The organism is Streptomyces sp. NBC_01314, assembly GCF_041435215.1.
GTDB lineage: Bacteria > Actinomycetota > Actinomycetes > Streptomycetales > Streptomycetaceae > Streptomyces.
Genome location: NZ_CP108394.1, coordinates 8,636,535 through 8,656,250, shown reverse-complemented (window position 1 = coordinate 8,656,250; position 19,716 = coordinate 8,636,535). Strand labels below are relative to the sequence as shown.

Genomic DNA, 19,716 nt, shown 5'->3' with positions numbered 1-19,716 from the left:
CCGGACCGGGCTCTTAGCCCTTCTGCTCCTGCCACTCCGCCTGTGCCTTGTTCAGCTGGTCGGCCAGCGAGTCCAGGAACTCCTTCGCGCTGGTCTGCCCGTCCATCACCTTCTGGAAGGCCGGCTCGTTGTCGGTCTTCGAGATCGTGTTCCAGTCCGGCAGGAAGTACGGCAGCTGCACGATCGTCGTGGACCCGTCGGTCAGCGCGGCGGCGGCCAGCTTCGTGGGCTCCGCCTCGGAGATCCAGCTGTCCTTCGCGGCGTCGTTGTTCGACGGCACCTGCCCCGCCGACTTGTTGAACTTGGAGTTCTCCTCGTGCGAGGTGGCGAACTCGATGAACTTCCAGGCCGCCTCCTTGTTCTTCGAGCTCTTGAACAGCCCGAGCCCGTCGACCGGGTTGGAGACCTGGACCCGCTTGCCGTCGGGGCCGGTCGGCTGCGGGATGCCCCGGAACTTGTCGACGCCGAACGCCTTCACGTGGTCCTGGTAGGAGCCCAGGTTGTGGTTGAGCATGCCGATGGTGCCGGAGTCCCACTGGGCGACCATCTTGGTGAAGTCGTTGTTGAGGTCGGCGGCCGGGGTGGCCTTCTTGTAGAGGCCGACGTACTTCTCCAGGGCCTTGACGTTCTTCGGGTCGTTGACCGTGGTCTTCTCACCACTGGAGTCCCAGAACGAGGTGATCCCGGACTGCCCGTACATCGCGTCCAGCGCCTGGGCGATGGAACCGGCGCCACCGCGGATGGTGTAGCCGAACTTGTTCTTGTCCTTGTCGGTGAGCTTCTCGGCGGCCGCGTAGAACTTGTCCCAGTCGGTCGGCTCCGGCAGGCCCGCCGCCTTGAACAGGTCGGTGCGGTAGTAGAGCACACCGTTGTTGGCGGAGGTCGGGATCGAGTAGAGGGCGTCGCCGCCGCCGGCGGACTTCAGCGACTCGACCATCGCCTCGTTGAGCTTGCCGTTGAGGGAGGACTTGGAGAGCCGGTCGTCGAGCGGCTCCAGCGTGTTCTGGGCCGCGAACCCGGCGGCCATGGCCGCGCCGACACCGCCGACGTCCGGGAGGCCGCCGCCCTGGATGGCGGTGTCGACCTTGGACTGGTACTCGGTGGAGGCGATCCCGACGTACTCGACCTCGATGTCCGGGTTGGCCGTCTCGAAGTCGGCGATGATCTCCTTCCAGATGTCGGTGCGGACACCGCCGTTGTTGTCCCAGAAGAGGACCTTGCCCTTGCCGCTGCCCTCGGAGCCCTTGTCGCCGCCCGCGCCACTGCCGTCGTCACCACAGGCGGTGGCGGTCAGCGCGAGTACGGATCCCAGGGCTATGGCCGCGGCGGCGCGCCTGCTTCTGCGATTGCTGATCTTCATTGAACGGCTCTCTTCTTCTGGATACGAGGGTTATGAAGTTGTGGGGGGTCTGTGCTGTCTCCGGAGCGGACTCAGTGGCCGGTGCGCCCGCTGTGCGGCGCCCAACCGTCCGTCCCCGCGAGGTACTTGGTGACCGTGTGGGCCGAGGCGTCCGCCCCGTCGAGCTGCGGCCGGTCGGCGGTCACGCCGGCCCCCGGCCCGTACGTCCGGTACTCCGTGAACCGCGCGTCCTTCCACGAGAACCCGCTCATGTCCGTCCACGGCGACGACTTGATCGCGGCGGGCAGCTCGGTGTCCCGGAAGAGCACCTGGGCGACGGCGTTCGGCTCACCGCCCGGGTGCCAGGGCCGGCCGAGGTGGTAGGTCCCGGCGGGCGCGTCACTGACGACCTTCGACCTGGTGATCAGGAAGCCGTAGGGGTTGTCCTTCCAGGTGGAGGCGGCCGTGATGTAGCCGTTGTTGCTGTCCGAGCCCCGGCTGAGCGCCTTGATCAGGGAGCGCTCGATCACGGTCGTGGCGCGACCGTAGACGAAGTCGACATCGCCCTCGATGTACGAGTCGCGGATGTAGACCCGGCTGATGACGTCGAGCCTGGGGCTGTCGGTCATCAGGGTGTCCTGGTTGCCCAGGAAGGCAGTGTTCTCGAAGACGATCCGGTCGCCGGTCGTCTTCACCGCCAGCGCCTGCTCGCCCTTCAGCTCGTGCGCGGCCTCGTCGAAGTCGTTGCTGAAGGTGAGGTTGCGGGCGGTCACGTCACTGGCGAGGATCCGCACGGTGGCGCTGCCGTTGGAGCCGCCGTACTCGGCGGGCGTGTCGTAGACGATGACGGTGTCCGAGCGATCCTGTCCAGTCCCCTGCAGCACCAGGTTCGGCTTGTTCGCGGGGACCAGGACCTTCGCGCGGTGGGTGCCGGGCGCGATACGGATCGTGACGGTGCCGTCGTTGCCTGCGGGCACGGCGTCGACGGCGGCCTGGACGGTCGCGTAGTCGCCGGGGACGTTCAGCACGGTGTTCGCGCCGATGCCCTTCTGCGGGCCCGAGAAGCGCGTGACCAGCGTGGGCACGGCGGCGGCCCGGTCGAGCCGGTAGGCGTAGAAGTCCTTGGGGTCGAAGGCCGCGCCCCACGCGTCCTGGCGTCCGCCGACGTTCTTCAGGATCGATCCGCGCTGCACCAACTCGGCGGTGGCGTCGGCCTGGTAGGGGTGCTGGACCCCGTCGTAGTAGCTGTTCTCGATGACCATCTTCGTCTTGCCGCGCGACCAGTTCCCGTAGGTCCACACGGGGTCGCCGTCGGCCACCTGTGCCGAGAGGTAGTTGTTGTAGAGGTGGGCGTAGGCGCAGTTGTCGGCGGAAGGGTTGCGCTGCTTCGTGCCGGTGAACCAGTTGTGGTCGATGGTGATCTCGGTCCGGACGTTGGTCGTCCAGCCGATACCGAGGGCCTTGTTGTGGTTCTTGAACTGGTTGTAGGAGACGGTGACGTACCGGCTGTCCTTGCGGATGTCGAGGAGTCCGTCGCCCATGCGCTCGAAGCGGTTGTGGTCGATCCAGACGTGGTCGACGGTGTCCATCTGGATCGCGTCGAAGTCGGTCGTCTTACCGTCCCAGTCGCCCTCGACGTAGGAGTCCCGGATCGTCAGGTTGCGGATGATGACGTTGCTGGTACCGGGGTTGAGGTGCAGCTCGCCGTGGACGATCTCGCCGGTGTCGCCGACGCCGATGATCGTCTTGTCGGAGGTCACGACGATGTCCGAGCCGAAGGGTTCGACGTCGATCGCCCCGGCCACCCGGATGACGTACGGCTCCGCGGCGGCCGCGTACCGCACCAGCGAGGCCTGGTCGGAGACGGTCACGACCTTGCCGCCCGCGCCACCGGTGGTACCGCCGTCGAGGGAGGCGAAGCCGTGCGGCCGGTCACTCCAGCGGGGCGCCCCCACGGACCGGGCGGTCTCGGCGGACTCGGTGGCGGACACGGCCACGGCCTCCGCAGGGGTGAACGCGCCGACGACGAACGAGGCGATCAGGGCGGTGACGGCGGCTAAGGCTCTCCCTCGGTGCGGCAAGCGCTTGCTACGGAGGTGCGTCATTGCGGCTCCAAACAGGCGTACGAAGACTGGGGGTCAGGCGGTCGTGGCTCGTGCGGCGGTGATCCGGAACTGTGTGAACGTGGCCGCCCCGGCGTGGCCCCCGCCGGTGGGCGCGACCGCGAAGAGGCCGAGCAGGGCGCCGACCCAGCGCCAGGGGGTGGCGGCGAAGACCTGTCCCGAGGACTCCCACCCCTCCCCCACGTCGTAGGAGAAGCGGCAGCGCGCCCCCGCCGAGGTCTCGATCCGCAGCCGGGCCCGTCCCTCGGGGGCCGGCTGCGGATGGTCGGCGTCCCGCTCCCGCTCGGCGACGGTCTCGGCGAACCGGTGGACGAGGTGCACGGTCCCGTCGGCCCCCCGCTGGAGTCCGATCCAGCGAAACGCGTCCCCGAGCACCGCGAGCCCTGCCCGCGCCCCCGGTTCCTCGCTGTCGAGCCTCAGCTCCACCTCGATGACGGCCGGGATCCCCGGCAGCCGCTGTGTGAGCACATTCGCCAGTTTCCGCAGGTCGTGCGCGTGCACGGAGCGTGCGCACGTGAGCCGCAGCCCGTCCCCGGAGTGCTGGGTGGCCCAGCCGTCCTGCGGGTTCGCGGTCCACTGCCACTGGCGTCCGAAGCGGCCGCCGGGGAAGTCGTCGTCGGTGGCGGGCGCGGCCGGCGGCTGCGGCGGCAGCTTCGGCTTGCGGTGTACGGCGACGGGGGCGCCCTCGTCGCCGAGCACGGGCCAGCCGTCCGGAGCCCAGCGCATCGGCTGGAGGTGGACGACCCGGCCGTACGCGCCCCGCTGCTGGAAGTGCGCGAACCAGTCCTCGCCGGCCGCCGTGCGCACCCAGCCGCCCTGGTGCGGACCGTTGACCTCGGTGTCCTTCTGCTCCAGGGCGATCCGCTCCTCGTAGGGCCCGAAGAACTCGCGGGAGCGGAGGACGCCCTGCCAGCCGGTCTCCACGCCCCCGGCGGGGGCGAAGATCCAGTACCAGCCGTCGTGGCGGTAGAGCTTGGGCCCCTCCAGCGTGAACCAGCCGGGAAGCCGGTCCGCGTCGACGATGACCTTGCCCTCGTCGAGCAGTCCGGTGCCGTCGGGCCGCATACGGTGCCCGGTGAGCCGGTTCTTGATCCCGGAGCGGGACTTGGCCCAGGCGTGCACCAGGTACGCCTCGCCGGTCTCCTCGTCCCACAGCGGGCAGGGGTCGATGAGTCCCTTGCCCTCCTTGACCAGGTGCGGTCGGGTCCAGGGCCCCCTGATTCCGGGGGCGTTGACCTGGAAGATGCCCTGGTCGGGGTCGCCCCAGAAGATCCAGAACCGGTCGTCGAAGTGCCGCAGCGAGGGCGCCCACACCCCGCAGTCGTGCCGCGGGACCCTGAACTCGGCCGCCGGTTCCAGGAGTTGGAGCGCGTGGCCGACGAGCGTCCAGTTGACCAGGTCCCGGGAGTGGAGCAGGGGAAGGCCCGGGGCCCGGCCGAAGCTGGAGGCCGTCATGTAGAAGTCGTCGCCCACGCTCAGGACGTCGGGGTCGGACCAGTCGGCGTCGAGAACCGGGTTGCGGTAGGTGCCGTCGCCCTGGTCGGCGGAGAGCGCGGGCGCGGAGGCAGTGGCGGCGACGGTGGCGGACGCACCGGCCGTGGCGGCGAGGGCACCGGTTGTCGCGCTCACGGGCTCACCGCCTTGCGGACGAGGGCCGCGGCCCCGCCCCGGTCGAGGGTGCCGTCGGCGACGACGGTGACGACCCGGCGTACGGCGGTCTCGCCCGGTTCGATCGGGAGGCGCTCGGTGTGGGCGAGGGAGGAGCCGACGCCGGGGTACTCCTCGGCGCGGACGAACCACGGGTCGCGGCGGGTGGTGTCGGTGGCCCCGGCGAAGACGAGCGTCCAGTTGCCGCCGGCCAGGGCGAGCCAGTCGGCGCGGGCGCCGTGGACCTCGGACTCGCCCTCCGCGTCGGCGGTGAAGACGCGGGGTGCGGCGGCTTCCTTTCGGGCCCGCCAGAAGAAGCCGCCGTACGCGGCGCCGGGGCGGCCGTTGGTGGCGGGGCTGCCGATCGACAACGGGCCGTCGGTGGTGTTGGTGAGGGAGAAGGTGAAGTCCAACGCCCAGGCCGAGTCGGTGAGTTCGGTGGCCGCGACCGTGCGGCGCTCGCGCAGCAGCTCTTTGCCGGACGCCAACCAGCGCAGTTCCTCGACGAAGCCGTCGGGGTCGCGCAGCTGGAAGGCGGTGTGGCGCTGGGAGCCGTGGTTGTCGAGCTCGGTCGGGCCCTGGTCGCGGACGTAGGTCCGCCCGCCCCAGAAGTTGTGCCCCTCGACGTCGGGAACGGCGACACCGACGCCGAGGTGGTGGAGGTGGTCGGCGGGGCTCAGTTCGGTGACCGCCGTACCGGACAGGGTGGTGACGGGATGCAGATAGGGGCGGGGCGAGTGCCGCTCCGGCAGTTCGGGCCGGGTGAGATAGCGGCCCACCGGACGGCCCGCCACCCGCAGGACCAGGGATTCGTCGGTCGTCATCAAGTGCTCACCTCTTTCGCCGGTGCTGCGGGGAGCGCCCAGGAGGCGCCGAGTTCGGAGTAGAGGGCGAGGTTGTCGGCGGCGGCCGTGACGAGGCCGTCGATGCCGTCGACGACCCGGCGGTCCTCGTCGGGCAGCCGGTGCCAGGCGTCGGCCGGGAGCGCGATGGGGTCCGGGGCGACCCGGATCGCCTCGACGACCTTCATGAACGCGCCGGTCACCGCCGGCGGGACCAGCAGATCGGTGCCGTCGACGAGGTGGTCGACGAGGTTCTCCAGGAGGTCCGTGCGGGCGTACTCGATCTCCTCCGGGCCGTGTCCGGCCCGCTGGACGAGCACCCGGTCCTGCTTGTACCAGAAGGTGATCCGGCCACTGGTGCCGTGCACGACGTTGTACGGCTCGCCCGGGTCCTCGGCGCACAGCGTGACGGCGACGGTGATCCGGCCGCCGTCGGCGGTGGTGACCCGTACGCACGAGGTGTCGTCGGACTCGATGTCGTTGGCGCGCAGCAGCTCGGTCTCGATGGCGGTGACGTCCTCGGCGCGGCCCGCGCCGGCGAGCGCGAGCCCGGTGGCGACGGCGTGCGCGAGGGGGTTGGTGAGCGCCCCGTCGATCACGTCCACGCCGTTCAGGCGCCGCTTGCCCGCCCAGGGTGCCCGCCGGTAGTACGCCTCGGCGCGGGCCCAGGCCCCGGCACCGCCGATGCCGACGACCTCACCGATCAGGCCCTCCGCGACCATCTTCCGGATCGCGGGCACGGCGTGCGAGCCCAGCGACTGGAACCCGATCTGGCAGACCGCGCCGGCTTCCGCGACCCCGTCCGCCATCCGGCGGAACTCGGCGTACGACGGGGCCGGCGGCTTCTCCAGCAGGACGTGCACGCCCCTCCGGGCCGCCACCAGCGCCAGGTCCGTGTGGGTCGGGATCGGGGTGCAGATCACGGCGATCGCGGCGCCCGTGGTGTCGAGGAGGGCCCCGAAGTCGGCGGACTGCTCGGGTGTGCCGAGGCCGTCCGGGATCTCGTCGGCGCCCAGCGGGGTCAGCTCGCAGATGCCGGCGAGCCGGACGATGCCCTTGTCCTGCAGCCGCCGGATGTTCTCCAGGTGCCAGCGGCCGTGGCCGCGGGCACCCGCGAGGACCAGCGGAAGCGGGGTGTCGTACGTCGCGGTGTGCGGGTTCTTCTGGTTCGTCGGGTTCATCGGATCCTCCCTGCGCCCGCGCCTCGTGCCACCTCTCGGTCGGCCTTCCCGGCGCTGTCGATCTTTTGGTGCAGGGTAGGCGCCCAGCCCACGTCGGCCGTGAGATCACGCTCGCTGCCGGAGTTGTAGGCGTTGTGGATGGCCAGGAGATCCACCGGATAGCCGTTGAAGAGGGTGCCCGTCTGGTGCAGGGCGGTGCCGTTCCAGCTCTTCACCAGGTCGGCGGCCTCGACATGGCCGGGTGTGGTGAACGCGTTGTTCTCCGCGTACACGGCGGACTCGGTGGAGACGCCGAAGGAGTAGCGGTAGTCGTGGGCGTCGGCCGGGACGACGTACCGGTTGTTGTACAGGTGGACCTGGCCGAAGCGGACGCGCGGCGCGCGCTGCACGACGTTCTCGAACTGGTTGTGGTGCAGCGTCACCCGGAGCCTGCCCCGGTCGCCGGTGGCCGTGTCGCCGTTGCCGATCAGGATCCCCTTGTCGTGGTCGACGAAGCGGCTCCACGAGACGGTGACCAGGTCGGAGGCGTTGGTGATGTCGAGCAGGCCGTCGTGCCGGAGGTAGTTGCGGCCGAAGTACGTCGGCTCGTCCGCATCGGGGTGGCCCTTGTCGGAGATCGTGACGTGGTCGACCCAGACATGACTGGAGCCGCGCACCCAGATGTTGTCGTACGCCGTCTTCCAGTCGCCGAGGCCGCCGGTGTTGGGCTGCCAGACGGGGAAGCAGTCGTAGGCGTCCCGGAGTTCGAGGTTGCGGACGATGACGTTGTCCACGCCCCTGAGCTGGAGACTGGCGCCCTTGAGGACCGCCGAGGAACCGAGGCCGACGATGGTGGTGTTGGAGCCGACGGCCAGTTCGATCCGCTCGGCCTGCTTCGCGGCCGACACCTGGCGGGCCTCCTCCTGGGGGCCGCTGGGCCTGGCGGAGCCCCAGGTGCGCGGGTCGTACGCGGCCAGGTACTCCTTCAGGTCGTAGCCGTCGGTCGCGTAGTCGGCGCAGTCGAGCCTGTCGCCGTCGTCGGCGGTGTTGGCGTCGACGGTCCCCGCGATGCGGATGATCTTCGGAGTGGCGCTGCCGCCGTCCAGCGCGCGGACCAGCTCGCTCCGGTCGCGCACGGTGAAGACATGGGCGTCGTCTGCGGTGGAACCCCCCGTGGTACCACCGTCGGCGGCCGCCCAGCCGTCGTCCGCAGCGAGCGTGTCCCGGCCGATGTCCCGGGACCCGGCCCCGGCCGGGGTGGTGAGCGTCGCGCCCAGCACCCCTGCGAGGGCGACGAGTTGCACCGCTCTCCTGAGTACGGTCATCCCTTCACCGCCCCTGCGCTGAAGCCCGTGATCAGCCACTTCTGGATGAAGGCGAAGACGATGACCACCGGTACGGCGGCGATGATGCCGCCGGCCGCCAGCGCGCCCAGGTCGACGCTGTCGGCGCTGAGCAGGGTGTTGAGGCCGACCGGGATGGTCTGCTTGTCCTGGTTGCTGAGGAACATCAGGGCGAACAGGAAGTGGTTCCAGGAGTGCACGAAGGCGAAGGAGCCGACGGCGATCAGACCGGGCCGCAGCAGCGGCAGCACGATCACCCGGAACGCGGTGAACCGGTTGCAGCCGTCCACCCAGGCCGCTTCCTCCAGCGTGTACGGCACGTTCTTGATGAAGTTGCTGATCAGGATGATCGACAGCGGCAGCTGGAAGACCGTCTCGGCGAGGATGACACTGCCGAGCGAGTTGATCATCTGCAGTTCGGCGAAGATCTGGAACAGCGGGACGAGGAGCAGCGCGCCCGGCACGAACTGGGAGCACAGCAGCGCCAGCATGAACCCGCGCTTGATCTTGAAGTCGAAGCGGGCGAGGGCATAGCCGCCGGCCAGGGCGACGAGCGTGGTCATCAGCAGGGTGACGACACCGACGAGCACACTGTTCTGGAAGTAGACCCCGAAGCTGCGCTCGTTCCACACCTTCTCGAAGTGCTCGAACGTGATCGGCCACGGCACCAGCGAGGTCGAGCCGGGCTTGCGCAGCGCGAAGAGCAGGATCCAGTAGAAGGGGACGAGGGTGAAGACCAGGTAGATCCCCAGCGGCAGGTAGATCTGCCAGCGCGGGACCTCGTCCCAGGCGCGGCGGACCTTGCCCGGGCGCCTCGGGGGCTCCTCGGCCACGGGCGCGGGCCGCACCGGAGCGACCTTCTCGGCGTCCTTGGTGATCACTTGGACTCGCCTCCGAACTTGCTGAGCCGCAGATAGACCATCGAGCAGAAGAGAAGGATCACGAACGCGACCGTGGTCAGGGCGGACGCGTAGCCGAAGTTGTGGGCGTCGACCGAGGTGTTGGCGATGTACAGCGGGAGAGTCGTGGTCTCACCCGCCGGCCCACCACCGGTCAGGGTGTAGAGGAGGTCGACGTTGTTGAACTCCCACACCGCGCGCAGCAGCGTGGAGAGGATGATCGCGTCCTTCAGGTGCGGCAGCGTGATGTGCAGGAACTGCCGGACACGGCTGGCACCGTCGACCTCTGCGGCCTCGTACAGGTCCTTCGAGACGGACTGGAGGTCGGCGAGGATGAGGATCGCGAAGAAGGGGACACCGCGCCACAGGTCGGCGACGATCGCCGCCGAGAAGACGGTGGAGGTGTCGGAGAGCCAGCTGGTGCCGTACTCGCCGAGGCCCATGTCCGCGAGGTAACGGGTGATGCCTGTCTGGGAGTTGTAGAGGAGCACCCAGATCGCGGAGGTCAGCACGCCGGAGACGGCCCAGGGCGAGAAGACCAGTGCGCGGCCGACCGCCCGCCCGACGAACGTCTGGTTGACGATCAGCGCGAGCGCCAGACCGAACAGCAGCTGCAGCGAGACCTCGACGACCACCCACTTGGCGCTGAAGACGAGGGTGTCCCAGAACAGGGGGTCCTCGGTGAAGGCGTGGACGAAGTTGTCGAAGCCGGCGAAGCCGTTCCGCCAGGGTTTCGTCGGGTTGTAGTGCTGCAGGCTGTAGTAGAAGACGCTGATGACCGGGTAGGCGATGAAGCCCAGCATGAGCAGGGCGGCCGGGGCGATCAGCAGGTATGGCAGCCTGCGCGGTGTCGCGGAGGCACGGCGCCGCCGGGGTGGCGCGGGCGGTTTCGCCACGGCTGCGGCTTGGGCCATGACTGGGGCTCCGTTTCTTGGTACGTCGTGCGTTGTGTCGTGCTCTCGTGGCGCTCTCGTCGTGCTCTCGTCGTGCAGGAAGCGCTTTCTCGATGTGCGGGGGTGTGCCGGTCGCGCGATACGGGGTGCCTCTTGCGGTCGTGTGGCGGGTGCGGGTGCGTTCTGGCTGGTCGCGCGGTTCCCCGCGCCCCTTCAGGGCCCGGGATCGGGTCGTTCAGCCCGCGTACGGGTCCGGGACCTTGCCCGGCCGGGCCAGGAACTCGAAGTCGCAGCCGGTGTCCGCCTGGGTGATCTGTTCGTTGTAGAGCGCGCCGTAGCCGCGCTCGTACCGGGTGGGCGGTGGTGTCCACTGAGCCCGGCGGCGCTCCAACTCCTCGTCGTCCACGTTGAGCTGGAGAGAGCGGGCCTCGACGTCGAGGGTGATCGAGTCACCGGTGCGCACGAGGGCGAGGGGCCCGCCGACGTACGACTCCGGTGCGATGTGCAGGGCGCAGGCGCCGTAACTCGTGCCGCTCATCCGGGCGTCGGAGATCCGCACCATGTCCCGTACACCCTGCTTCAGCAGATGGTCGGGGATGGGCAGCATCCCGTACTCGGGCATGCCCGGTCCGCCCTTGGGTCCGGAGTTGCGCAGCACCAGCACGCTGTCGGCGGTGATCCCGAGGGACGGGTCGTTGATCGTGCGCTGCATCGTCCGGTAGTCGTCGAAGACGACCGCGGGACCGGTGTGCTTGAGCAGGTGCGGCTCGGCGGAGATGTGCTTGATGACCGCGCCGTCGGGGCAGAGGTTGCCGCGCAGGACGGCGACCCCGCCCTCGGTGGCGACCGGGTTGTCCCGGGCGCGGATCACGTCGTCGTCGTGCACGAGCGCACCGTCGAGCTGCTCGCGCATCGTGTCGTGCGAGACGGTCGGCCGGTCCAGGTGGAGCAGGTCGGTGATCCGGGACAGGAACCCGGGGAGGCCACCCGCGAAGTGGAAGTCCTCCATCAGGTACTTCTGGCCGCCGGGCCGGACATTGGCGAGCACCGGGACCGTTCGGGCGATGCGGTCGAAGTCGTCGAGGGTGAGCCTGACGCCCGCGCGTCCGGCCATGGCGATGAGGTGGATGACCGCGTTGGTCGAGCCGCCGAGTCCGAGGACGGTGGTGACCGCGTCCTCGAAGGCGTCGGCGGTGAGGATGTCGTTCAGCTTCCGGCCCTTGTGGACCAGTTCGACGATCCTGAGCCCGGCCGCGGCCGCCATGCGGTCATGTCCCGAGTCGACGGCCGGAATGCTGGACGCGCCAGGGACCGTGACGCCGAGCGCCTCGGCGGCGGCGGTGAGCGTGGACGCCGTACCCATCGTCATGCAGTGGCCCGGCGAGCGCGCGAGACCGGACTCCAGCTCGGTCATCTCGCAGTCGCCGATGAGCCCGGCGCGCTTGTCGTCCCAGTACTTCCACATGTCGGTGCCGGAGCCGAGGACCTCGTTGCGCCAGTGCCCGGGCAGCATCGGCCCGGCGGGCACGAACACGGCCGGCAGGTCGACGGAGGCGGCGCCCATGAGCAGCGCGGGTGTCGACTTGTCGCAACCGCCCATCAGCACGGCCCCGTCGACCGGGTACGAGCGGAGCAGTTCCTCGGTCTCCATCGCGAGCATGTTGCGGTAGAGCATGGGGGTCGGCTTCTGGAAGGTCTCGGAGAGGGTCGAGACCGGGAACTCCAGCGGGAAGCCGCCCGCCTGCCACACACCCCGCTTGACCGCCTGCGCGCGGTCCCGGAGGTGCACATGACAGGGGTTGATGTCGGACCAGGTGTTGAGGATCGCGATGACCGGCTTGCCGAGGTGCTCCTCGGGAAGGTAGCCGAGCTGGCGGGTACGGGCGCGGTGGCTGAAGGAGCGCAGGCCGTCCGTGCCGTACCACTGGTGGCTTCTGAGTTCTTCCGGCTTCTTCATATCGACCACCGGGCGGCAATGGCGGCGACCTCGGCGCGTTCGTCCTCGGGCAGGTGTCTGCTGGGTGCCCGGACGTCGCGGCGGCAGAGGCCGAGGGAGGCGAGGGCCTCCTTGACGACGGTGACGTTGTTGGCGGAGCCGTTGGCGGCGCGCAGCTCCTCGAAGCGCCGGATCTGCTCCCAGACCTTCATGGCGGCCGGGAAGTCACCCGATCGAAGTGCTTCGATCATGTTCAGCGAGACGGCCGGGGCGACGTTCACCAGCCCCGAGGTGAAGCCGGTGGCGCCGGCCGAGAAGTAGGAGGGTGCGTAGGGCTCGGCGAGCCCGGCGACCCAGACGAAGCGCTCCAGGCCGGCGTCGCGGGCGAAGGCGGCGAAGCGCGCGGCGTCCGGCACGGCGTACTTGACCCCGATCACGTTCGGACAGGTGTCGGCGAGTTCGGCGAGCCGGACTCCGGTGAGCTGGGCGTTGCGGATGTAGGGCACGACGCCCAGCTCGGGCACGGCCTCCGCGATCGCCCGGTGGTAGTCGACCCAGCCGTCCTGCGACACGTACGGGTGGACCGGCTGATGGACCATCACCATCTGCGCCCCGATCTCACGGGCGTGCTCGGCGGAGGCGACGGCGGTCGGCACGTCGTGTCCGACGCCGACCAGGATCACGGCCCGGTCGCCGACCTCGTCCATCGTCAACTCGGTGACCAGACGGCGCTCTTCGGGGGTGAGGGCGTAGAACTCGCCGGTGTTGCCGTTCGGGGTGAGGGTGGTGATCCCTCCGTCGAGCAGCCGACGCAGCAGGGCCCGGTGGGCGCTCTGGTCGACGGTGCCGTCCTCGGCGAACGGAGTCACCGGGATGGCCACCACGTCGGCCAGAGCCGTCCGTTGGGTCTCGAACGTCACGCTGCTCATTGATGACCTTCCTCTGCAAGGACTTCTTGGAGGACTGCGGAGGGCTGGCGGGTCCGCCGCGTCGTGCGGGCTCGCCGTGCCTCGTGGACTCGGGGGCTTACAGGGCCTGCTGGGCTTGCTGGGCCTGTTGTTCCTCGCCGGCCCCTGGGAAGGCCCGTTCGACGAACGAGGCGATGTGCGCGTGCAGGGCGGCGGCCGCGCCGTCGCCGTCGCCGTCGAGGGCGAGCCGCAGGATCTCCCGGTGCTCGGCGGCCTCCCGCTCCCAGGACGGGTCGGCGGCCCAGGCGACGGCCGACACCAGAGCGGCCTGGTCACGTACCTCGTCGAGCATCCGGCCGAGCAGCGGATTCCCGCACGGCACATACAGCGCGCGGTGGAACTCCCGATTGGCCAGCGACCGTTCGGCGGTGTCCGTGGCCTCGTCGGCCCTGGTCAACGCATCGCTCGCCACGTCCCACGGGGCACCGCGCCGCACCGAGCGCCGCAGGGCCTCCGGCTCCAGGAGCAGCCGTACGTCGTAGACCTCGCGCGCCATGTCCGCGTCCACCATGCGCACCGTGACGCCCTTGTACTGGCTCATCACGACGAGCCCGGTCCCGGCCAGTGTCTTGAGCGCCTCTCGCACGGGTGTCTTGGACACCCCGAACTGCGCGGCCAGGTCGGTTTCGACCAGGGCCTGACCGGGCGTCAACTGCCCGGTGAGGATGCGGTGCTTGATCCCCTCCAGCACGAACTGCGTGCGGGACGGGATCGGCGTGGGCACAGAGGTCATGCGCGCCTCTCGGTTCTCACGTGTGGCTCTCACATATGGGATCTCAGGTATGGGATCTCACGTATCGCGTCTCATATATGACGTACGAAGTGCGACGGGTTGAAGGTAGGAGGGGCTTCGTGTTTCGTCAATGCTTCTGGCAAAAGAAGATGTGGCCGCCGTCACGCGATCTTGGTGTCGCCCTCGCGCACGCTCCGGGCCGCTCCACCGAGGACGACGGCCGCCCTCGTACGTCCCGTCCGCGTCCGGCGTGGGATGCGCCCGGGGTTCGCCTTCGCGATGCGTGCCGACATCCGCCGCGCACAGGAACAGGTCGGCGTCGGCGTCCAGTTGACCGAGCCCGTCGCACGGACCGCTGTCCTCCGAGTACGCGAAGACCTGCCCCCTGCGCTGGGCGCGCAGCCCGTAGGACTCCACGTCGTGGACCAGGGCACGGACGGTGAGGCCGAGATTCCACTCCAGTGCCGGACCGCATGGCACGTCGTACGGGGGCGACGTCGAACACCCCGCTCAGGAGCGCCATGCCCGGCCGCCCGAGGCAGACCGCGAGCCGCCCCGCGCGGTCACCGGACGCGCGGGCGGGGCAGCGGCGCGGGCAGGGTGGAGCCGCCGTACGCGAACCCGTACATCGCGGCCACCGGATCCGCGACGGGGTACCGCCCGGTCGAGCGAAGCCGAGACTGGGGGAGGTCGGCGTGCGGATGCGAGATCCAGATCGCCGTGAGCCGGGCGGGGGTGGCGGCCGGCCGGGCGGGCGGGATCTGTGTGCCGCTGCAACTCGGCGAACGTACCGAACTCCGCGTCCCCCCTCGGCCCCCCGCCGCGCGGTGGACAGCCGGAGGCGGGCCGACCCGGGCGGGGTGCGGAGAGGCGGTGTCGAGGACGGTGAAGGTCAGGGTGCGATTGCGTGGTTGTTGCGTTCCGTCGTTCCTGCGTTCCGGCGTTCCGGCCTTCCGTCGCGGGAATCTACGGCTTCCAGATCGGATCGCGTCCGCTCAGCCCGATCGCGCGGTCCAGCAGCGGCGCGTCGTCCGGTACGGGCACCACCGGGCCGAAGATGTCGCCGCGCGAGGGATCGTCGGCCGAGGCGGCGAGGAAGGAGTGCGTCGCGGCGAGGGCAGCCGGATCGGGTTCGTACACCTGACCGGTGGCCCGGGCAAGGTCCCAGCCGTGCACGACCAGCTCGTCCGCCGCCACGGCCCCGGCGATCACCCCCGGCAACGGCACTCCGCCCGCCCGGGTCTCCCCCGTCCATGCGGCCGCGTCCCGCCAGGCCTCGGCGAGCTCGTCGAGCATCTGCGGCAACGCCTCACGCCACCCCGGCCCGACGGCGGGGAGCGCCGCCTGCGGGTCGGTGTCCGTCGTCGGCCCCAGGTCCTTCCGGCCCGCGTCCCGGAAGGCGACGGCCAGCCCGAGCAGGTGCCCGAGAATGTTGTGCACGGCGTACTCCGGGCACGGGGTGGGATCGGAGAGCTGATCGTCGCGGACACCTTGAGCGAGGCGGGCGATGATACGGGCCTGGGGGGCGAGGTCGAGGGGGGCCGGGGCGTGGTCGGTCATGCCGTGCTCCTTCGGTGCTTCAGGTGCTTCCAGCACTTCTCGGAGACGTGCCGGAGTCGTGTGTGTCTCTTGTTCGATAGACCTCCGCCGCCCCGAGAACTCATCGCTCGCCCCGCACCCACCCCTCCCGGCGACGATTCCTAGGGCATCCGCCCGATCCGTACGGCGGGTCCCCTCAGCGCCACGATCACCAGCCAGCTGGTCGACCCCCTGGTGCTGCTGCCGACCGTGGGGATGATGTGCCTACTGACAGCGGCCGGTCTCCTACGCCATCGCCGACAAGTAGGGGACCCTGTACGCATGGGCAAGGTGATCTGCGACATCACGGTCTCGGCCGACGGGTACTCGGCCGGACTCAACCAGAGCGACGAACGCCCGTTCGGTGACGACGGCGGCGACGGTACGGGCGGCACACTGCACGCCTGGATGTTCGACACTCCTGACGAGAACCGGGCCGAGATCGACCGGATGGCCGCCGCCAGGGCATTCATCATGGGGCGCAACATGTTCGGCCCGGTGCGTGGCGCATGGGACCGGCGGTGGAACGGCTGGTGGGGCGACGATCCGCCGTTCCACGCACCGGTGTTCGTGCTCACCCACCACGCCCGCGAGCCGCAGCCGATGGACGGCGGCACCACGTTCCGCTTCGTCACCGACGGAATCGAGTCGGCACTCGCACAGGCACGCGCGGCGGCCGGCGACGGCGACGTCGCGGTCCAGGGCGGCGCGACCACCATCAACCAGTACCTCGCCGCCGGCCTGATCGACGAGCTTCGGCTGCACATCGTGCCGCTCACCCTGGGCGCCGGCACGCGCCTGTTCGAGGGAGTCCCACCGATGGCACTGGAGCAGGTGGACTCCCGGCCGGCGAGCCTGGTCACGCACGTGACCTACCGCGTGCTGCCCTGAGCGGGAGCGTGCTGTCGCACGCCCCCTCTCCCCTCGGCTCACCCCACCGCCGTCAGCGCCTCCCGTACCGCCGCCAGGTCCTGGTCCGAGGCCAACCCCGCGTGGTACAGACGCAGTTCGGTCGCACCCAGCTCCACCGCCCGCCCCGCGTCCTCGGCCAGCGTCACCGGGCTGCCGCCCATTCCCGACACGACTCCGAAGTTGGCGGCCAGCACGGCGCCCTCGGCCTCGACCCCGGCGAACGCCGGCAGCAGTCCCGGCCCGCCCGCACACGGCACGACGACACCGTCCGCCACACCCAGAATGTGCGCGGGGTCGACGCCCGGGTTCGCCCCGCAGTGATACGTCACCGGGTCCGCGTGCAGGAGCACCTGGAACCCCGCGGGCGCGGCGGAACGTACCGCCGTGACGGCCGTCTCCTGGAGCGAGCGCGCGATCGCGTCGCGCCACATCCGCGTGGCCTCGGCCCGCTCGGCCCCGAGGCGTTTCTCCACGGCCGGCCAGCCGTCGTCGAAGGTCTCGCCCCGCCACAGCGGTTCCAGCGCATCGCGTACGGCCGCCGCCAGAGCATCCGGGTTCTGCCCGGCCTCGACGTATCCGTCGCGGCAGGTGCCGCAGAAGCAGAGCGACATCAGGTACTGCCCGGCGTCCCCCAGCCCGACCCCGCCCGTCTTGTCGTGGGCGTGGAGGTGGGAGACGCCGTACCAGCCGAGCGACTCCAGTTCCGTACCGCGCGCGCCCGGCCGGACCGCCGCCTCCACCGCCAGATCGACGAGGTACTCGCGGGTCGCCTCCTGCGCGACGCACGGCGCCCACGGATAACGGTCCCCGTACGCGTTGACCACGGAGGTCGAGGGATGCTCGGCGCCCAGGCGGGAGTTGTGGGCCAGGACCACCCAGGTGTGCACTTCGAGACCGGCGTGGGCGAGCGCCGTCGCCGCCTCCCCGAACGCGTCGCCGGGGGCCCACTCCCCCGCCGGGTACGGCCGCAGCGTACGGCCCTGCCAACGCGCACCCGGCGGATACAGCACGGCCGCGTGCTCGGCGGTGACGATGCGCTGCCGGGGGTGGCGGGGGGTGAGCGCGCGGGTCGAGTGGTACGCGGAGGCGAGCGTCGCCTGGCGCACACCCAGCCCCGCGATGCGCTCCGCGGCGGCCGGATCCCCGTTGACGTCCCACGGGTAGACGAACGTCGACGCCTTCACTTGCCCTCCTGGCACTCTTCCAGCAGCGCGTGACCGCGCTCGATCAACTGGCCCAGCTGCTTGACGTGTTCCTCTGCCGGCTCGTGCAGCGGCGGCCGTACTTCTCCCACGTCCAGCCCTCGTAGCCGTACCCCGGCCTTGACCAACGACACGGCATAGCCGCGTCCCCGGGCCCGGAGTTCGACGAAGGGACGGTAGAACCCGTCGAGCAGCCGTTCCACGATCGCATCGTCTCCCGCGCCGAGCGCCCCGTGAAACGCGAGGGCGATCTCCGGTACGAAGCAGAAGACGGCCGACGAGTACAGGGGGACCCCGACGGCCCGGTACGCGGGCTGGGTCAGCTCGGCCGTCGGCAGACCGTTGAAGTAGAGGAAGTCGTCCGGGCCGGGGGCTTCGCCGCGCACGGCGCTGACGATCCGCGTCATCAGGTCCAGGTCGCCGACGCCGTCCTTGAGGCCGACGATCCCTTCCGTGCGGGCCAGTTCGACCACCGTCTCCGGTGTGAACACGGCGTTGTCGCGCTGGTAGACGACGACGGGGAGGGAGGTCGCCGCGGCGAGTTCCCGGTAGTGGCGCAGCAGCCCTTCCTGGGCGGCCACGACGAGGTACGGCGGCATGGCGAGGAGGCCGTCGGCGCCGGCCTCCTCGGCGAGACGCGCGTAGCGCACGGCGAGGGCGGTGCCGTAGCCCGCGCCGGCCACGACCGGCACCCGGCCGGCCGTCTCCGCGACGGCGGCCCGTACGCACTCCTGGAACTCCTCGGGCGTGAGCGCGTGGAACTCGCCGGTGCCGCAGCAGGCGAAGACCGCGGCCGCCCCTGCCTCGACGCCCTGGCGGACGTGCGCGCGGTAGGCGTCGAGATCGACCGCGCCGTCCGGGCCGTACGCCGTGACGGGGAAGAACAGAGGTCCGCTGGGGACCCTGAGCCGGGCGGTGAGAGGGGCTGACGTCACGGGCTCTCCCAAGTCCACGGGCTCTCCCACTTCATGGGTTCCCCCTAGTGAGTCCATATCACTGACCAGTGTTTATATTTCTGAACAACAGCACGCTAAGGCGCCTCCTTGCGGGCGGTCAAGCCGGGCAACCCGCACCACATCAGCGATTTCACGCCTCGGCGTCACACTTGACGCACAGGACCCGGACTCCCTAGCGTGTCCATGAATGTGAATGTCGGACGCCCATGTGCACGGATCACAGATGGCGATGCAAGGAGATCCACGGATGCCCGCTCCCCGCACCGTTCTGCTCACCGGCGCCGCCGGTGGGCTCGGCACCCTGATGCGGGACCTGCTCCCGGCCCACGGCTACGAGCTGCGGCTCCTGGACCTGCTGCCCGTCGAGGGCGCGCCGGACGCGATCACGGCCGACCTCGCCGACAAGGAGGCCCTGCGCGAGGCCGTACGGGGCGTCGACGCGATCATCCACCTCGCGGGCATCTCCTTGGAAGCCTCCTTCGAGAAGATCCTCAAGGCGAACATCGAGGGGACGTACAACCTGTACGAGGCCGCCCTCGCGGAGGGCGTCCCCCGCATCGTCTTCGCGTCCTCCAACCACGCGGTGGGCTTCACCCCCCGCCCGCTCGGCCAGGATCCGCTGATCCCGGTCGACACCCCGCACCGCCCCGACACCTTCTACGGCCTGTCCAAGTCCTTCGGCGAGGACCTGGCCCAGTTCTACTGGGACAAGCACGGCCTGGAGACGGTCTCCGTGCGCATCGGCTCCTGCTTCCCCGAGCCCACCAGCGTCCGCATGCTCTCCCTGTGGATGAGCCCGGCCGACGGCGCCCGCCTCTTCCACGCGGCCCTGACCGCCGAGCACGTCGGCCACACGGTCGTCTACGGCTCCTCCGCCAACACCCGCCTGTGGTGGGACCTCTCCTCCGCTCGCGCCCTCGGCTACGAGCCGCAGGACGACTCGGAGCCGTACGCCGAGAAGCTGATCGCCGAGCAGGGCGAACTGGACCCCGAGAACGTGGCCCACGCCAACCTGGGCGGCCACTTCGTGAGCGACCCGCCGATCTGGCCCTACTGAGCGACCGGGACACACCTGGGTTCGCACGTCGTACGGGATACGAGGGCCGTACCGGCGTGCGGAAGGAGCGGGCGGGCACCGAACGGGCCCGCCCGCTCCCGCGTTCGGGCACGCCCGTTGCCCGATCC

16 protein-coding genes are annotated in these 19,716 nt (G+C 70.3%); 2 read left to right on the top strand and 14 right to left on the bottom strand.

Going from position 1 to position 19,716, the window contains the following annotated elements; all coding sequences use genetic code 11:
- Nucleotides 1-13: 13 nt before the first annotated feature.
- From OG622_RS38040 to OG622_RS37985, 12 genes are all read right to left on the bottom strand, one after another.
- Nucleotides 14-1,360 (bottom strand): sugar ABC transporter substrate-binding protein, encoded by a 1,347-nt coding sequence (locus OG622_RS38040; protein WP_371581161.1) that lies wholly within the window; start codon nt 1,358-1,360, stop codon nt 14-16.
- A 71-nt stretch (nt 1,361-1,431) separates the two neighbouring features.
- Complete coding sequence (locus tag OG622_RS38035) at nt 1,432-3,444, bottom strand: pectinesterase family protein (protein ID WP_371581160.1); 2,013 nt, start codon at nt 3,442-3,444, stop codon at nt 1,432-1,434.
- Nucleotides 3,445-3,477: 33 nt separating this feature from the next.
- Nucleotides 3,478-5,091, bottom strand: coding sequence for a family 43 glycosylhydrolase (locus OG622_RS38030; protein ID WP_371581159.1), 1,614 nt, complete (start codon nt 5,089-5,091; stop codon nt 3,478-3,480).
- The gene (locus OG622_RS38025; RefSeq protein WP_371581158.1) at nt 5,088-5,933 is read right to left on the bottom strand and encodes a PmoA family protein; all 846 of its coding nucleotides are present in this window, start codon (nt 5,931-5,933) and stop codon (nt 5,088-5,090) included. The genes OG622_RS38030 and OG622_RS38025 overlap by 4 nt, the downstream gene beginning before the upstream one ends.
- Nucleotides 5,933-7,132 (bottom strand): Gfo/Idh/MocA family protein, encoded by a 1,200-nt coding sequence (locus OG622_RS38020; protein WP_371581157.1) that lies wholly within the window; start codon nt 7,130-7,132, stop codon nt 5,933-5,935. The genes OG622_RS38025 and OG622_RS38020 overlap by 1 nt, the downstream gene beginning before the upstream one ends.
- Nucleotides 7,129-8,436: a polysaccharide lyase family 1 protein gene (locus OG622_RS38015; RefSeq protein WP_371581156.1), complete on the bottom strand. Its 1,308-nt coding sequence runs from the start codon at nt 8,434-8,436 to the stop codon at nt 7,129-7,131. Before OG622_RS38015 ends, OG622_RS38020 begins: the two co-directional genes overlap by 4 nt.
- On the bottom strand, nt 8,433-9,335 hold the full coding sequence (locus OG622_RS38010) for a carbohydrate ABC transporter permease (RefSeq protein ID WP_371581155.1): 903 nt from the start codon (nt 9,333-9,335) through the stop codon (nt 8,433-8,435). Before OG622_RS38010 ends, OG622_RS38015 begins: the two co-directional genes overlap by 4 nt.
- Nucleotides 9,332-10,267 (bottom strand): carbohydrate ABC transporter permease, encoded by a 936-nt coding sequence (locus OG622_RS38005; protein WP_371581154.1) that lies wholly within the window; start codon nt 10,265-10,267, stop codon nt 9,332-9,334. The genes OG622_RS38010 and OG622_RS38005 overlap by 4 nt, the downstream gene beginning before the upstream one ends.
- Before the next feature lie 214 nt (nt 10,268-10,481).
- Entirely contained in the window at nt 10,482-12,203 is a 1,722-nt protein-coding gene (araD, locus tag OG622_RS38000; RefSeq protein ID WP_371581153.1) for an L-arabinonate dehydratase, read from the bottom strand.
- A complete protein-coding gene (locus OG622_RS37995; protein ID WP_371581152.1) occupies nt 12,200-13,111 on the bottom strand; it encodes a dihydrodipicolinate synthase family protein in 912 nt (303 codons plus the stop codon). The genes araD and OG622_RS37995 overlap by 4 nt, the downstream gene beginning before the upstream one ends.
- Nucleotides 13,112-13,208: 97 nt before the next feature.
- Nucleotides 13,209-13,883, bottom strand: coding sequence for a GntR family transcriptional regulator (locus OG622_RS37990; protein WP_371581151.1), 675 nt, complete (start codon nt 13,881-13,883; stop codon nt 13,209-13,211).
- Between the two features lie 966 nt (nt 13,884-14,849).
- A complete protein-coding gene (locus OG622_RS37985; RefSeq protein ID WP_371581150.1) occupies nt 14,850-15,443 on the bottom strand; it encodes a TIGR03086 family metal-binding protein in 594 nt (197 codons plus the stop codon).
- 300 nt (nt 15,444-15,743) lie between these two features.
- On the opposite strand from OG622_RS37985, the gene OG622_RS37980 reads away from it, so the two are divergent.
- Complete coding sequence (locus tag OG622_RS37980; protein WP_371581149.1) at nt 15,744-16,352, top strand: dihydrofolate reductase family protein; 609 nt, start codon at nt 15,744-15,746, stop codon at nt 16,350-16,352.
- A 38-nt stretch (nt 16,353-16,390) separates the two neighbouring features.
- Here OG622_RS37980 and OG622_RS37975 read toward each other — a convergent pair whose 3' ends face one another.
- Nucleotides 16,391-17,557 (bottom strand): hypothetical protein, encoded by a 1,167-nt coding sequence (locus OG622_RS37975; RefSeq protein ID WP_371581148.1) that lies wholly within the window; start codon nt 17,555-17,557, stop codon nt 16,391-16,393.
- Nucleotides 17,554-18,510, bottom strand: coding sequence for a 5-dehydro-4-deoxyglucarate dehydratase (locus tag OG622_RS37970; RefSeq protein ID WP_371581147.1), 957 nt, complete (start codon nt 18,508-18,510; stop codon nt 17,554-17,556). The genes OG622_RS37975 and OG622_RS37970 overlap by 4 nt, the downstream gene beginning before the upstream one ends.
- A 268-nt stretch (nt 18,511-18,778) precedes the next feature.
- Here OG622_RS37970 and OG622_RS37965 point away from each other — a divergent pair, with 268 nt between their 5' ends.
- A complete protein-coding gene (locus tag OG622_RS37965; protein ID WP_371581146.1) occupies nt 18,779-19,588 on the top strand; it encodes an NAD-dependent epimerase/dehydratase family protein in 810 nt (269 codons plus the stop codon).
- The last annotated feature ends 128 nt before the right edge of the window (nt 19,589-19,716 follow it).

Bases quoted from the DNA above. Each gene is read 5' to 3' on its own strand.
- OG622_RS37965 (WP_371581146.1), top strand. From the start codon at position 18,779: ATGCCCGCTCCCCGCACCGTTCTGCTCACCGGCGCCGCCGGTGGGCTC.
- OG622_RS38035 (WP_371581160.1), bottom strand. From the start codon at position 3,444: ATGACGCACCTCCGTAGCAAGCGCTTGCCGCACCGAGGGAGAGCCTTA.
- OG622_RS38015 (WP_371581156.1), bottom strand. From the start codon at position 8,436: ATGACCGTACTCAGGAGAGCGGTGCAACTCGTCGCCCTCGCAGGGGTG.
- araD (WP_371581153.1), bottom strand. From the start codon at position 12,203: ATGAAGAAGCCGGAAGAACTCAGAAGCCACCAGTGGTACGGCACGGAC.
- OG622_RS37995 (WP_371581152.1), bottom strand. From the start codon at position 13,111: ATGAGCAGCGTGACGTTCGAGACCCAACGGACGGCTCTGGCCGACGTG.
- OG622_RS38020 (WP_371581157.1), bottom strand. From the start codon at position 7,132: ATGAACCCGACGAACCAGAAGAACCCGCACACCGCGACGTACGACACC.
- OG622_RS37990 (WP_371581151.1), bottom strand. From the start codon at position 13,883: ATGACCTCTGTGCCCACGCCGATCCCGTCCCGCACGCAGTTCGTGCTG.
- OG622_RS37985 (WP_371581150.1), bottom strand. From the start codon at position 15,443: ATGACCGACCACGCCCCGGCCCCCCTCGACCTCGCCCCCCAGGCCCGT.
- OG622_RS38005 (WP_371581154.1), bottom strand. From the start codon at position 10,267: ATGGCCCAAGCCGCAGCCGTGGCGAAACCGCCCGCGCCACCCCGGCGG.
- OG622_RS38025 (WP_371581158.1), bottom strand. From the start codon at position 5,933: ATGACGACCGACGAATCCCTGGTCCTGCGGGTGGCGGGCCGTCCGGTG.
- OG622_RS38040 (WP_371581161.1), bottom strand. From the start codon at position 1,360: ATGAAGATCAGCAATCGCAGAAGCAGGCGCGCCGCCGCGGCCATAGCC.
- OG622_RS37980 (WP_371581149.1), top strand. From the start codon at position 15,744: ATGGGCAAGGTGATCTGCGACATCACGGTCTCGGCCGACGGGTACTCG.